Origin of the sequence: Allobosea caraganae, from assembly GCF_003351345.1 — a bacterium.
Classification (GTDB): domain Bacteria; phylum Pseudomonadota; class Alphaproteobacteria; order Rhizobiales; family Beijerinckiaceae; genus Allobosea; species Allobosea caraganae.
Genome location: NZ_QQTO01000022.1, coordinates 284248 through 297717, shown reverse-complemented (window position 1 = coordinate 297717; position 13470 = coordinate 284248). Strand labels below are relative to the sequence as shown.

General features: G+C 65.7%; 16 protein-coding genes. 9 read left to right on the top strand and 7 right to left on the bottom strand.

Translation table 11 applies throughout. The features are described 5' to 3' along the window. Window positions 1-23 precede the first annotated feature (23 nt). The 5 genes from DWF00_RS17765 (at window position 24) to DWF00_RS17745 (ending at window position 3434) form a co-directional block, all read left to right on the top strand. Window positions 24-419 carry a hypothetical protein gene (locus DWF00_RS17765; protein WP_114829048.1) on the top strand — a complete coding sequence of 132 codons (396 nt, stop codon included), beginning with the start codon at window positions 24-26 and terminating at the stop codon, window positions 417-419. A 134-nt stretch (window positions 420-553) separates the two neighbouring features. Continuing rightward, window positions 554-1780 carry a beta-ketoacyl-ACP synthase I gene (gene fabB / locus DWF00_RS17760; protein WP_114829047.1) on the top strand — a complete coding sequence of 409 codons (1227 nt, stop codon included), beginning with the start codon at window positions 554-556 and terminating at the stop codon, window positions 1778-1780. 148 nt (window positions 1781-1928) lie between these two features. Continuing rightward, on the top strand, window positions 1929-2201 hold the full coding sequence (locus tag DWF00_RS17755; RefSeq protein ID WP_114829046.1) for a DUF3303 domain-containing protein: 273 nt from the start codon (window positions 1929-1931) through the stop codon (window positions 2199-2201). Between the two features lie 104 nt (window positions 2202-2305). After that, window positions 2306-3139 (top strand): enoyl-ACP reductase FabI, encoded by an 834-nt coding sequence (gene fabI, locus DWF00_RS17750; protein WP_114829045.1) that lies wholly within the window; start codon window positions 2306-2308, stop codon window positions 3137-3139. Between the two features lie 49 nt (window positions 3140-3188). Further along, window positions 3189-3434: a DUF2188 domain-containing protein gene (locus DWF00_RS17745; RefSeq protein WP_114829044.1), complete on the top strand. Its 246-nt coding sequence runs from the start codon at window positions 3189-3191 to the stop codon at window positions 3432-3434. 17 nt (window positions 3435-3451) lie between these two features. On the opposite strand, the gene DWF00_RS17740 is transcribed toward DWF00_RS17745, so the two are convergent. After that, complete coding sequence (locus DWF00_RS17740) at window positions 3452-3802, bottom strand: hypothetical protein (RefSeq protein WP_245974036.1); 351 nt, start codon at window positions 3800-3802, stop codon at window positions 3452-3454. 155 nt (window positions 3803-3957) lie between these two features. On the opposite strand from DWF00_RS17740, the gene DWF00_RS17735 reads away from it, so the two are divergent. After that, the gene (locus tag DWF00_RS17735) at window positions 3958-4263 is read left to right on the top strand and encodes a GIY-YIG nuclease family protein (protein ID WP_114829043.1); all 306 of its coding nucleotides are present in this window, start codon (window positions 3958-3960) and stop codon (window positions 4261-4263) included. 90 nt (window positions 4264-4353) lie between these two features. Here the strand turns inward: DWF00_RS17735 and DWF00_RS17730 are convergent, their stop codons facing one another. Then, window positions 4354-5586, bottom strand: coding sequence for an argininosuccinate synthase (locus DWF00_RS17730; RefSeq protein ID WP_114829042.1), 1233 nt, complete (start codon window positions 5584-5586; stop codon window positions 4354-4356). Window positions 5587-5846: 260 nt separating this feature from the next. Between DWF00_RS17730 and DWF00_RS17725 the strand changes: the two genes are divergently transcribed. Beyond that, complete coding sequence (locus DWF00_RS17725; protein WP_114829041.1) at window positions 5847-6455, top strand: 2-hydroxychromene-2-carboxylate isomerase; 609 nt, start codon at window positions 5847-5849, stop codon at window positions 6453-6455. 225 nt (window positions 6456-6680) lie between these two features. After that, window positions 6681-7079, top strand: coding sequence for a Crp/Fnr family transcriptional regulator (locus DWF00_RS17720; protein ID WP_114829040.1), 399 nt, complete (start codon window positions 6681-6683; stop codon window positions 7077-7079). A gap of 22 nt (window positions 7080-7101) precedes the next feature. On the opposite strand, the gene DWF00_RS17715 is transcribed toward DWF00_RS17720, so the two are convergent. The 5 genes from DWF00_RS17715 to DWF00_RS17695 all read right to left on the bottom strand — a co-directional run bounded on the left by DWF00_RS17715 (window position 7102) and on the right by DWF00_RS17695 (window position 11202). Further along, window positions 7102-7485: a VOC family protein gene (locus tag DWF00_RS17715; protein WP_147283682.1), complete on the bottom strand. Its 384-nt coding sequence runs from the start codon at window positions 7483-7485 to the stop codon at window positions 7102-7104. Window positions 7486-7523: 38 nt separating this feature from the next. Further along, the gene (locus tag DWF00_RS17710) at window positions 7524-8591 is read right to left on the bottom strand and encodes a M48 family metallopeptidase (RefSeq protein WP_114829038.1); all 1068 of its coding nucleotides are present in this window, start codon (window positions 8589-8591) and stop codon (window positions 7524-7526) included. Window positions 8592-8624: 33 nt separating this feature from the next. After that, window positions 8625-9185, bottom strand: coding sequence for a LemA family protein (locus DWF00_RS17705; RefSeq protein ID WP_181832612.1), 561 nt, complete (start codon window positions 9183-9185; stop codon window positions 8625-8627). Window positions 9186-9462: 277 nt separating this feature from the next. Then, window positions 9463-10167 carry a glutathione S-transferase N-terminal domain-containing protein gene (locus tag DWF00_RS17700; protein ID WP_114829037.1) on the bottom strand — a complete coding sequence of 235 codons (705 nt, stop codon included), beginning with the start codon at window positions 10165-10167 and terminating at the stop codon, window positions 9463-9465. Between the two features lie 129 nt (window positions 10168-10296). Beyond that, window positions 10297-11202: a LysR family transcriptional regulator gene (locus tag DWF00_RS17695; protein WP_114829036.1), complete on the bottom strand. Its 906-nt coding sequence runs from the start codon at window positions 11200-11202 to the stop codon at window positions 10297-10299. Between the two features lie 450 nt (window positions 11203-11652). Between DWF00_RS17695 and rpsA the strand changes: the two genes are divergently transcribed. Beyond that, window positions 11653-13359: a 30S ribosomal protein S1 gene (gene rpsA / locus DWF00_RS17690; RefSeq protein WP_114829035.1), complete on the top strand. Its 1707-nt coding sequence runs from the start codon at window positions 11653-11655 to the stop codon at window positions 13357-13359. The last annotated feature ends 111 nt before the right edge of the window (window positions 13360-13470 follow it).

Below are 13470 nucleotides of genomic sequence, written 5' to 3'. Positions count from 1 at the left end.
CCGGTCGCAAATCTGGAGAGGCGATGGCCCGTTCGTCCAACCTGACCGGCGTCTGGCATGGCCTCTACACCTATCAGGCGGCGCGCGAGCCGATCTACTTCATGGCGACGCTGATCGAATCGGGCGCATGGCTGACCGGGTCGACCCACGAATCGGAGGTCGGGCTCAGCGGCGCGCCGCTGACGCTCTTCGCCATGCTGGAGGGCACGCGCGACGAAGCGTCGGTCCGCTTCACGAAGACCTATGACGGCACCGGCGGCTGGTCCCACAGCGTCGTCTATGACGGGGCGCTGAGCGCGGACGCGACCGAGATCGAGGGCCGCTGGACGATCAGGCGGGAGGCTTCCGGCCGCTTCCTGATGATCCGCTCGGCCGGGGCGAATGAGAGCGTCGTCAGGCGGGCCTTTGCCAAGGTTTGAGTTGCGGGCGGGCGTGGTTCATTGTTGTGAAAAGCCGCCGTGCCCTTGCGTCTGCGTCATTCCCGGTCCATCTGCGGGGCGCAGAGTGATGAGGATCGGGCGCGCAAGCAACCCGGCGGAGCGGAGTGAACGGTATGAGGCGCGTAGTGGTCACCGGGATGGGCATCGTCTCGTCCATCGGCAACAATACGCAGGAAGTTCTGGCCTCGCTGCATGAGGCCAAGTCCGGCATCTCCTTCGTGCCGGAATTCGCCGAGCATGGCTTCCGCAGCCGCGTCGGCGGCGTGCCGAGCCTGGATCCGGCCACCGTGCTCGACCGCCGCGCCATGCGCTTCCATGGCGGCGGCTCGGCCTGGAACCAGGTCGCGATGGAGCAGGCCATCGCGGATGCCGGGCTCGAGGCCGGCGAGATCAGCCATGAGCGCACCGGCATCGTCATGGGCTCCGGCGGCCCCTCGACCCGCGCCCTGATCGACGCCTACGACAAGGCGCGCGAGAGTGGCTCCTCCAAGAAGGTCGGCCCCTTCGCCGTGCCCAAGGGCATGTCCTCGACCGCCTCGGCCACGCTCGCGACCTGGTTCAAGATCAAGGGCGTGAACTATTCGATCTCCTCGGCCTGCGCGACTTCGAACCATTGCATCGGCAACGCCTATGAGCTGATCCAGTGGGGCAAGCAGGACGTCATCTTCGCCGGCGGCTGCGAGGAGCTGGATTGGACGCTGTCGGTCCTGTTCGACGCGATGGGCGCGATGTCCTCCGACTTCAACGAGACCCCCGCGCGCGCCTCGCGCGCCTATGACGTCAAGCGCGACGGCTTCGTCATCGCCGGCGGCGCCGGCGTCGTCGTGCTGGAGGAGCTGGAGCACGCCAAGGCCCGCGGCGCCCGCATCTATGGCGAGATCGTCGGCTATGGCGCGACCTCGGACGGCTACGACATGGTCGCCCCTTCGGGCGAGGGCGCGGTGCGCTGCATGCGCATGGCGCTGGAGACCGTGAAGGCCAAGGTCGACTACATCAACCCGCACGGCACCTCGACCCCGGTCGGCGACGCCAAGGAGATCGAGGCGATCCGCGAGGTCTTCGGCGCCGGCGAGAAGAGCCCGCCGATCTCCGCCACGAAGTCGCTGACCGGCCACTCGCTCGGCGCGACCGGCGTGCAGGAGGCGATCTACTCGCTGCTGATGCTCAACAACGACTTCGTCTGCGAGAGCGCCCATATCGAGGAGCTCGACCCGGCCTTCGCCGACATGCCGATCGTGCGCAAGCGCATCGACAATGCCGGGCTGGGCTGCGTGCTTTCGAACTCCTTCGGCTTCGGCGGCACCAACGCCACGATCGTGATGAAGCGCCTGGAAGCCTGAGAGGCTTCCGATAATTCTACTGGCGCGGCCGTCTTACGCGGCTGCCTGCGCTTCCGGTGCTGACGGACCAAAAGTCCACTCCGCTCCGGTTCTCGGCAACCACGCCAGCCGACTTAACGCTGGCGAATTCTCGGAAGGCCTCTCCTCCATGCTCTTCATGGTGATCGAGCATTTCGACCAGGCGCGGGTGAAGGAGATCTACGCCCGCTTCCACGAGCGCGGCCGCATGGCGCCGGACGGCCTGCGCTATGTCGACAGCTGGATCTCTGCCGATTTCGCCCGCTGCTTCCAGATCATGGAATGCGACGACGTCACCTTGCTGCAGGAATGGGTGCTGGCCTGGGGCGATCTCGCCCGCTTCGAGATCGTGCCGCTGGCGACCTCCAAGGCGACCGCCGCGGCGGTGAAGAAGCATCTCTAGCGACGTTGCGGCAGCAGAATTATTGCCGGGATAGCATTGCAAGCAGCGTTGCCGAACCCGAGTCCCTCCTCCTAAGCTCCTGAATCCGTTTCCGAGACAGGCCCATGCCCCCCCTGATGCAAAACAAGCGCGGCCTCGTGATGGGCGTCGCCAACCAGAACTCCATCGCCTGGGGCATCGCGCGCACCTTGCACGAGCACGGCGCCGAGATGGCCTTCACCTATCAAGGCGATGCGCTCGGCAAACGCGTCAAGCCGCTGGCCGAGAGCATCGGCTCCAAGCTCGTCCTGCCTTGCGATGTCGAGGACATCGCCACGGTCGATGCCGCCTTCGCGGCGATCGACGAGGCCTGGGGCGGCGATCCCGAGCGCAACACGCTCGACTTCCTCATCCATGCCATTGGCTTCTCCGACAAGAACGAGCTGAAGGGCCTCTATGCCGACACCACGCGCGAGAATTTCTCGCGCACCATGGTGATCTCCTGCTTCTCCTTCACCGAGGTTGCCAAGCGCGCCGCGGCGCGCATGCCCAAGGGCGGCAGCATGATCACGCTGACCTATAGCGGCTCGACCCGCGTGATGCCGAACTACAACGTGATGGGCGTGGCCAAGGCGGCGCTCGAAGCCAGCATGCGCTATCTCGCCGCCGATTACGGGCCGAAGGGCATCCGCGTCAACGCGCTCTCGCCCGGGCCGGTACGCACGCTCGCCGGCGCCGGCATCTCCGACGCCCGCGCCATGTACTCCTGGCAGCGCGCCAACTCGCCGCTGCGCAAATCGGTGACGCTTGAGGAGATCGGCGGTTCGGCGCTGTATTATCTCTCGGACCTCTCCGGCGGCGTCACCGGCGACATCCATCATATCGACGCCGGCTATCACATCACCTCGATGCCGGTGCTCGAAGGCCTGCGCGCGGCCGATAGCGGCAACGGCGAATAGGAACAGGAACCGGCCCCCGCGGTTCTGTCCTGACAACAGGAGACACGCGATGGTCACGGTCAGGTACGAAGTCGTCGAGCATGATGGTGGCTGGGCCTACAAGGTCGGCGACGCCATCTCGGAGACCTTCCCCTCGCATGCGGCCGCGCTGAAGGCGGCGACCTCCGCCGCGGCGCGGCAGACCCTGTCGGGCACGACCGACGGCATCGTCTATCAGGACAAGGATGGCGCGTGGCACGAGGAGCTCGCCGACGGCAAGGACCGGCCGGCGACCCGCGTCGTCGACGAGAGCTGAGGCTCTGCTCAGCGCCGTCAGCGCTGCGTGAAGAAGGTCAGCAGCACCTTGCCCTTCTCGCCGAGCAGGCAGAGGAAGCGCCGCGGCTTGTCCGAGCGGTCGGTGCGCAGATAGGCCTCGCCCATGATGATGCGCGTGATCGGCGTATCCTCGACCTTGGTCTCGGAGATCGCGATCGTCAGCCCGTCCTCGTCGATAAAGATGTCCTTGATCTCCGGCTCCTTGGCCGCGATCGTGGTCAGCGCCGTCGACTTGCAGGAGGCTACCTCAGGGGAAGCCGGTTTTTCGCTCGGCGCTACCGGCGTTTGGGCGAAAGCCGGCGCGGCGAGCAGGGCGAGCGAGACGGCGAGGGCGGTTCTGAAGGACATCGTTGAGCCTCTGTGGGGTGGAAGCTCAACGCTTGATACGCGCTTCGGTTCAGCTTGGTGTCATCCCGTGCGCGCTGCGGCGCGAAGTGCCGCTGCGCAGACACGGGGACCGTCCTCAGGATAAAGCTCCCGACGCCTTGTGCAGGGGAGCGCCGATGTCCGCACGCATCTACGCCATTTACATCCTCGCCACGCGCAAGGACGGACCGCTCTATATCGGCTTCACCAATGACCTCGACAGGCGCGTCGCCGAGCACAAGAGCCATGAGATCAAGAGGCACACCGCCAAGTACAATATCGAGCGGCTGGTCTACGTCGAATGGTTCGACGATCCCACCCAGGCGATCGAGCGCGAGAAGGTGCTCAAGAAATGGCGGCGGGCCTGGAAGGTCGCGCTGATCGAGCGCGACAATCCCGAATGGAATGATTTGTCCGGGTGGGGGAGTGAGGCAGCCGGGTAAGGGAGCCTCACTCGTCATGCGGTCCCGTGTCTGCGCGGCGGCATTGCATGCCGCAGCGCGCACGGGATGACACGCTTCATCAGCGCTTTTTTACAGCCCCAGCTTCTTCTTGCGCTGGCCGAGCGTGCGCAGGCGCAGCGCGTTCAGGCGGATGAACCCGGCCGCGTCGCGGTGGTCGTAGGCGACGGCGCCTTCCTCGAAGGTCACCAGGTCCTGATCGTAGAGCGAGTAGGGACTGGAGCGGCCGACGACGTAGGCGCCGCCCTTGTAGAGCTTCAGGCGGACCTGGCCGGCGACGAATTCCTGGCTCTTGTCGATCAGCGCCTGCAGCATCTCGCGCTCCGGCGAGAACCAGAAGCCGTTATAGATCAGCTCGGCATATTGCGGCATGATCTGGTCCTTGAGATGGGCCGCGCCGCGGTCGAGCGTGATCGACTCGATGGCGCGATGCGCCACGTGCAGGATCGTGCCGCCGGGCGTCTCGTACATGCCGCGCGACTTCATGCCGACATAGCGGTTCTCGACCAGGTCGAGCCGGCCGATGCCGTTGTCGCGGCCGAGCTGGTTGAGCTTGGCCAGCAGGTTGGCGGGCGAGAGCGAGGCGCCGTCGATCGCGACCGCGTCGCCTTTGGCGAAGTCGATGGTGATGTAGGTCGGCTTGTCCGGCGCGTCCTCGGGCGAGATCGTGCGCGAATAGACGTAATCCGGCACTTCCTGCGCCGGGTCCTCCAGCACTTTTCCTTCCGAGGAGGCGTGCAGCAGGTTGGCGTCGACCGAGAACGGCGCTTCGCCGCGCTTGTCCTTGGCGATCGGGATCTGGTGCTGCTCGGCGAAGGCGAGCAGCTGCTCGCGCGAGCGCAGGTCCCATTCGCGCCAGGGCGCGATCACCACGACGTCGGGCTTCAGCGCATAGGCCGTGAGCTCGAAGCGGACCTGGTCGTTGCCCTTGCCGGTGGCACCGTGCGAGACGGCGTCGGCGCCGACCTTCTCGGCGATCTCGATCAGCTTCTTGCCGATCAGCGGCCGGGCGATCGAGGTGCCCAGCAGGTAGACGCCCTCATAGGCGGCGTTGGCGCGGAACATCGGGAAGACGTAGTCGCGCACGAACTCCTCGCGCAAGTCCTCGATATGGATGTTCTCGGGCTTGATGCCGAGCAGCAGCGCCTTCTGGCGGGCCGGCTCCAGTTCCTCGCCCTGGCCGAGATCGGCAGTGAAGGTCACGACCTCGCATTGATAGGTCGTCTGCAGCCACTTCAGGATGATCGAGGTGTCCAGCCCGCCCGAATAGGCGAGCACGACCTTCTTCACGTGCTTGTCGGCCATCGATGGTCTTCCTGCTGCGGCGGCATGGATATGCCGAGGGGATAATCAATTCGCGTGCCGTGTTTTCGGCTCAATGGCGCACTATCGCAGGCCTTGGGGCGACGCAATCGGAACCTTCTGATCGATCTGACGTCTCCCTGTGATGGATCGTGTCGCGGGCACAGGTCCTGGGGAGCGAAGCCGCATAGCGCTTGCGGTCACGTTGCGACAGGGCGAAGCTGGGTCTGCGACTTAAATCCGACGACTGACCTGGAGGCTGAATGCCGAATCGTCCCGTCCTCGACTTCTGGTACGAGTTCGCCTCCCCTTATTCCTTCCTGAGTGCGTTGCGGGCGGAAGCACTGGCTGACGAGGCCGGGGTGACCCTGCGCTGGCGCCCCTTCCTGCTCGGACCGATCTTCGCCGGCCAGGGCTGGACGACCTCGCCCTTCAACCTGTTCCCGAACAAGGGCCGCTACATGTGGCGCGATCTCGAGCGCCAGACCACGCGCAACGGCATCAGGCTGATGCGGCCGAACCCGTTTCCGCAGAACTCGCTCGTCGCCGCCCGCGTCGCGCTGGCCGGGCGCGAGGCCGGCTGGACGCCGGCCTTCTCCAGGGCGCTGTTCACCGCGGCCTTCAGCGAGGGCCGCAACATCGCCGAGGAGGCGGTGCTGGTCGCGGCGTTGCGGCAGGCCGGCGCCGATCCCGGCCAGGCGCTTCCCGCCGCGCGCAGCGAAGAGGTCAAGGGCCGGCTCAAGGCCGAGACCGAACTCGCCAAATCGCTCGGCATCTTCGGCGCCCCGACCTTCGTCACCGGCGACGGCGAGCTGTTCTGGGGGGATGATCGGCTGGAAGAGGCGCTCGGCTGGGCGGCGGACGGGCGCTGAGCCAGCAATGGCTGAGAACCTTCGTAAACGCGAGTGACGGCTTCCGACCCTTCTCGATCCTTCCGAAAAGTCACGCATACAAATGCGTCCGGCATGCCGCAGATATCCGGACGGCGTGGCGTGTCGACGGGAGACCCGGCAATGGGTTCTCCCAGACCCGTTTTTAATTGGAGTAGCCCGATTATTACGATATGATGACGGTTCCTAGATTGCGTGAGGTGTCCAATGAACGACCTTTCTCAAACGCCTAGGCCTGCCGCTCAGTTTATCGATTTTCGTCAGCTCGCTCGCGGTCTGGGAACTGTGATCAACTATGCTGCCGGAGATATAGTCTTTCGGGAGGGAGACCAACCTGCCTATGCCTATATCGTTTTGACCGGTGAAGTTGAAGTCAGCAGTCACGGAAAGCTGATCGAGCAGGTTAGCGAGGGGCGAGCTTTCGGTATTGTTTCGCTCATCGACAAGAAGCCGCGCTCCGCCACGGCCAAAGCCATCGAAGTATCCGAGATTGCCTTGGTCGATTCAAAGCAGTTTCGATACATGGTCGAAACTACGCCGAATTTCGTCTGGTATGTGCTGGGAGAAGTCGTCGATCGGCTGCGAGCGACGAATTCCGCTTTGTGATCGAATGATGCGGGTGGAGCGCTCAGTTCCTCGCCGCGACATGCCAAAGTATGCCGGATGGGTCCCACACATAGGCCACGCGCAGGCCCCAGGGCTCGACAACCGGAGGCTTGGGCTCCTTGACGCCGAAGTGCTCGGGCAATGACTGCGACTGGATATGCGCCCACCACACGTCGATGCTCGGCACGATGATCTGCATCATCAGGTTCTCGGCAAGATCCTTTTGATAGAAATCCTGCAGCAGAAACCCCGTCTTGCCGTCCGAAGCCGTCACCGTGGCGATCCGTGGCGCAACGACAGCGACCTCGAAGCCGAGCGCCCTGTAGAAATCCTGGCTCAATCCGAAATCACGAGCTGGAATGAACGGCCGCATGAGTTCGATCCGGGCGTCGGGCAAGGCTGTCACGTCTGGTTTCTCTCGCTGCGATGGGGCTGGAGCGATCTCTACGGCGAAGCCGACCCGCCCGGCCGCGCCCATGGCCCGCGCGTCGAGGATTCCTCGACCATCGTCGGCAGGGCCTGCCGCTCCGACATCTTCGGCGGGTGCGGCGGCATCGCCGGCATCCGCCCGCCGGCCGTCTCCACCAGCGCCTGCACCCGCTTGGTGATCGAGGGATGGGTCGAGAACAGGTCGGCGAAATCGTCGGGATCGTTCTCGAAGCACATGTCCATCACGCCGGAGGGCACGCCCTCGATATCGGCGCGGCCGGCGATCTTGAGCAGCGCCGAGATCATCGCGTCCGGGTTCTTGGTCAGCTCGACTGCTCCGGCATCGGCGAGGTACTCGCGCGAGCGCGACAGCGACAGGCGGATCAGCACGGCCAGCAGCCAGGCGATGGCGATCACGACGATGCCGATCAGGATCGCTACGCCGCTGCCTTTCTTGTCGTTGTCGGAGGAGATGCGCACGCGGCCGAAATTGCGGAAGATCATCTCGCCGACGAAGGAGATCACGCCGGCGATGACCACCGCGATGACCATCAGCCGGACGTCGCCATTGCGGATATGGGTCAGCTCATGGGCGAGGACGGCCTCGACCTCGGCATCGTTCAGCGCGCCGAGCAGGCCGGTGGTCACGGTCACCGTGAACTGCTTCTCGTTGACGCCGCTGGCGAAGGCGTTGAGCGCCTCGTTCTCGATGATGGCGAGCTTGGGCATCGGCAGGCCGCGCGAGATGCAGAGGTTCTCCAGCATCCGGTAGAGCTTGGGGTTGGCCTCGCGCGTCACGCCCTGCGCGCCGGTCACCGAGCTGATCAGCCCGACATTGATCTTGAAGCCGATGAAGACCCAGGCGCCGGCCGCGATGGTGATGAACGGGAACCAGGACCAGAACAGCCGCCAAGTCTCGCCCGAGACGCTGCGCCCGCGCATGACGCCGCCATAGCCGTAGCCCATCAGGATCAGGCCGTAGCTGGTGATGTAGACCAGCAGGAACAGGCCGGCGATCAGGAAGCCCGACCTGATCCGGTTGTTGCGCTGGTGGGTATAGAGCCCGAAGGCCTGGCCGACCATCGCGACCGCTCCCCAACTGGCGTTAGGCGGGCGTCAGAACTTCACGCTCGGCGCGACGTCGAGCTGCGCCCGGGCCTGCTCGCCGACATCGAAGAACTCGCGCGCGGTGAAGCCCATCTGCGGGGCGAAGAACACGGCCGGAAAGGCCTGGATCGCCGCGTTGAACTCGCCGACGGCATTGTTGAAGAAGCGCCTGGCAGCCGCGAGCTTGTCCTCGACATTGCTGAGCTGCTCCTGCAGCTGCTGGAAATTGGCGCTGGCCTTCAGGTCCGGATAGGCCTCGGCCAGCGCGAGCAGCCGGCCGACGGCGCCCGACAATTGCTGCTCGGCCTGGGCCTGCGCCTGCGGGCCATGGGCGGCCTGCGCGTCGTTGCGGGCCTTGATCACGGCGTCGAAGGTCTCGCGCTCGTGGGTGGCATAGCCCTTCACCGTCTCCACCAGGTTGGGGATCAGGTCGTGGCGCTGCTTCAGCTGCACGTCGATATCGGCGAAGGCCTGGTTGGTGCGCTGCCGCATCGAGACCAGGCCGTTATAGGTCATGATCAGATAGACGGCGGCGACTGCGAGCAGCCCGAAAACGATCCAGCCCATCATTGGCTCCTTCCCCCCGACGAAACCCGGCCGCAAGGTTGCACGAAGCGCGCTGGCGGGGAAGCGGGTTTGCGGAGTCGGACAGAGAAGGACGCGCGGGGAACCCTCTCCTGTAAGGAGAGGGCAGGGTGAGGTGTAGGCCAGAACACCAGTGAGGCTGAACAACGGCCGCGGTCAGCTCACAGCTGCAGTGTCAAACGGCCGACACCTCACCCAAACCCTCTCCTTACAGGAGAGGGCTCCCGCGCCCCTTTGGGAAGCTGTGGTTGCTAGGCCGCGCTCACGGCCGCTTCGGAATCTCCAGCCCGCGCTGCACGGCCGGCCGCGCCAGGCCACGCTCGACCCAGGCCGGGACGTTCTTCAGGCTGGCATAGTCGACGAGCTCGCCGGCCTGGTAGAAGCCGTTGATGTTGCGGACCCAGCCGAGCAGGGCGATGTCGGCGATGGTGTACTCGTCGCCCATGATCCATTGCCGGCCGTCGAGCCGGGTCTCCAGCACGCCGAGCAGGCGCTTGCTCTCTGCGGCGTAGCGGTCGCGCGGGCGCTTGTCCTCGTATTCGCGCCCGGCGAAGCGGTGGAAGAAGCCGAGCTGGCCGAACATCGGGCCGACCGCCGCCATCTGGAAGAACACCCACGCGATGGTCTCGTAGCGCCTGGCGGCATCGGCCGGCAGCAGCTTGCCGGTCTTCTCGGCGAGGTAGAGCAGGATCGCGCCCGACTCGAACAGGCCGATGGGCTTTCCGCCGGGGCCGTTGGGGTCGATGATCGCCGGGATCTTGCCGTTCGGGTTCAGCGACAGGAATTCCGGCCCCCAGGTCTCGTTCTTGCCGATGTCGATCGTATGCGGCTCGTAGGGCAGGCCGAGCTCTTCCAGCGCGATCGAGACCTTCACGCCGTTCGGCGTCGGCAGCGAGTAGAGCTGGATGCGGTCGGGGTGCTGGGCCGGCCAGCGCTTGGTGATCGGAAAGGCGGAAAGATCGGACATTCAGGCTTCCTCGCGTTGAAGACGGGCGCCGCCGGAGCGGACCATGCCTCGCTTCTAGTCGGTTTTGCCCGATCCCGACACCGGCTCCAGGCGCAAGCGCCGCTCTGCCGCCATGCAAGCGTGGGCGCTTCAACCGCGCCGGGTCTCCGCCAGGGCGAATTCGATGAAGGCGCGCACCTTCGCCGCCGGCTGATGCCTGGAGGGATACAGCGCATAGAGCGGGAAGACCTCGCCTGGCCAGTCCGGGAAGAGTTCGACCAGCCGGCCCTCGTCGAGCAGGTGCTGGCTGCCGAGCGCCATCACCTGCGCCACGCCCGCACCTGCCACGCAGGCCGCGTGCATGGTGCCGACGTCGCTGAGCAGAAGCCGGCCCGGCGCCTCGACGCTCAAGACTTCGCCGTCGCGGTGGAACTCCCAGTCGAAGGGCCGCCCGGTCACCGGGTCGCGGTAGTGGATGCAGGCGTGACGGGCGAGTTCGCTCGGGTGGGTGGGCCGGCCATGGCGTGCGAGATAGCCGGGCGAAGCCACGGTCAGGATGCGGGTTTCCAGCAGCTTGCGCGCCACGGCCGATGACGGCGAGGGCTCGCCGAAGCGCATGGCGAGGTCGATCCCGTCCGCGATCAGGTCGCCGACATGCGCGCGGGTGACGAGTTCGAGCGAAAGCTCGGGATGCTCCTCGAGGAAGGCGCCGAGCCGGTCGGCGAGCAGCAGCCGGGCGAAGAACGGGTCGAGGTCGACGCGCAGCCGCCCGCGCACCGCGCCGGCCGAGCCGGAAGCCTCGATCGCCGCCTCCTCGATGCCGCCGAGCATCGGCGCCACCCGCTCGTGGAAGCGCCGGCCCTCGTCGGTCAGGGTCATCGAGCGTGTCGTGCGGTCGATCAGCCGGATGCCGACTCGCTTCTCCAGCCGGGCGATGGCGCGGCTGACGCCGGAATCGGACATGCCGAGCGCCTCGGCCGCCCGCACGAAGCTGCCGCCCTCGACGACGGCGGCGAGAACGCTGACGCCGGCCAGCAGGCGCCCATCGAATGCCATGTCCACTCCTGATCAAAGATCAGGAATAATTTGCCGGTGCTGCGTGGAAGTCAAAGGTGACGCCTGCCGTCATTGCGAGCGCAGCGAAGCAACCCAGGGGGACCGGGTGAGCGAGACCCCTGGGTTGCTTCGTTGCGCTCGCAATGACGGGGAGGGCGGACGCCACTTGCCCTGACCGGCCTGATCGACTACATCGGCCCTGTCCGAAGGGCCGTGATCGATCACAGCCGGGGGCGGTCTTCATGGCCTGCTCCCGTTTTGCGTTGGCAGCGAGCCTTGCGGATGCGGATCATGTCCGGCGGCTCAGCGCCGCCCGTCCCCGCCGGATGCACTGGCATCCGCACGGGGCAAGCCTCGATGAGGCGCCGTCGGAGACGGTCCGGATCGCAGCACCAACCCAAGCGGCGCTTGCCGGTCCAGCGGGATACGCGACCGGCGTCAGGAGCTCATATGTCAGCAGTTGAAAGCTATCACGCGGGTCGCGAGGATTTCGCCGCCCTGCTCGAGGAATCCTTCGCCAGCAATGATGCGCTCGAAGGTTCCGTTATCAAGGGCATCGTCGTCGCCATCGAAAAAGACATGGCGATCATCGATGTCGGCCTGAAGACCGAAGGCCGCGTTGCCCTCAAGGAATTCACCGGCCCCGGCCGCGACCAGGACCTCAAGGTCGGCGACGAGGTCGAAGTCTACCTCGACCGGATCGAGAACGCCCTCGGCGAAGCCGTCATCTCGCGCGATAAGGCTCGCCGCGAAGAGAGCTGGGTCAAGCTCGAGAAGGCCTTCGAGGCCCGCGAGAAGGTCACCGGCGTGATCTTCAACACCGTCAAGGGCGGCTACACCGTCGATCTCGACGGCGCCGTGGCCTTCCTGCCGCGCTCGCAGGTCGACATCCGCCCGATCCGCGACGTCGGCCCGCTGATGGGCCAGCCGCAGCCGTTCGAGATCCTCAAGATGGATCGCCGCCGCGGCAACATCGTCGTCTCGCGCCGCACGGTTCTCGAAGAGACCCGCGCCGAGGCCCGCTCCGAGCTGGTCGCCAGCCTCGAAGAGGGTCAGGTCATCGACGGCGTCGTCAAGAACATCACCGAGTACGGCGCGTTCGTCGACCTCGGCGGCATTGACGGCCTGCTGCACGTGACCGACATGGCCTGGCGCCGCGTCAACCATCCGTCCGAGGTCGTGACCATCGGCCAGACGGTCAAGGTCAAGATCATCAAGATCAACCAGGAGACGCACCGCATCTCGCTTGGCATCAAGCAGCTGCTGGCCGATCCGTGGGATGGCATCGCCGCCCGCTACCCCGTCGGTGCGCGCCTCAAGGGCCGCGTCACCAACATCACGGACTACGGCGCGTTCGTCGAAGTGGAGCCGGGCATCGAAGGCCTCATCCACGTCTCCGAGATGTCCTGGACCAAGAAGAACGTCCACCCCGGCAAGATCGTCTCGACCTCGCAGGAAGTCGACGTCGCGATCCTCGAGGTCGATCAGGTCAAGCGCCGCATCTCGCTCGGCCTCAAGCAGACCCTGCGCAACCCGTGGGAGGTCTTCGCCGAGAACCATCCGTCCGGTTCGACGGTCGAGGGCGAGGTCAAGAACAAGACCGAGTTCGGTCTCTTCCTGGGTCTCGAAGGCGATATCGACGGCATGATCCATCTTTCGGATCTCGACTGGAACCGTCCGGGCGAGCAGGTCATCGAGGAATACAAGAAGGGCGACATGCTCCAGGCTGTCGTCCTCGATGTGGACGTCGAGAAGGAGCGCATCTCGCTCGGCCTGAAGCAGCTCGGCGGCGATCCCTTCGTGGATGCCGGCGAGTTCAAGAAGGGCCAGGTCGTCACCTGTGAGGTGATCGAGGTCAAGGAAGCCGGTCTCGACGTCAAGATCGCCGGCACCGACATGACCACCTTCATCAAGCGCGCCGAGATCGCGCGCGAACGCTCCGAGCAGCGCCCCGAGCGCTTCGCGGCCGGCGAGAAGGTCGATGCCCGCGTCATCCTGTTCGACAAGAAGGCTCGCAAGATCCAGGTGTCGATCAAGGCGCTGGAAATGGCCGAAGAGAAGGAGGCGATCGCCCAGTTCGGTTCGTCCGACTCCGGCGCCTCGCTCGGCGACATCCTCGGCGCGGCCCTCAAGAAGGCCAACACCGACAAGAAGTGATCTTCAGGCCGCGTGTCGCGGCCTGCCAATCCCATCGGCCCGCGCGGAGAAATCCGCGCGGGCTTTTGTTTCGGTTCGAGCCCCTGGCCCGAGCCTCCGCCGTCATCCCGG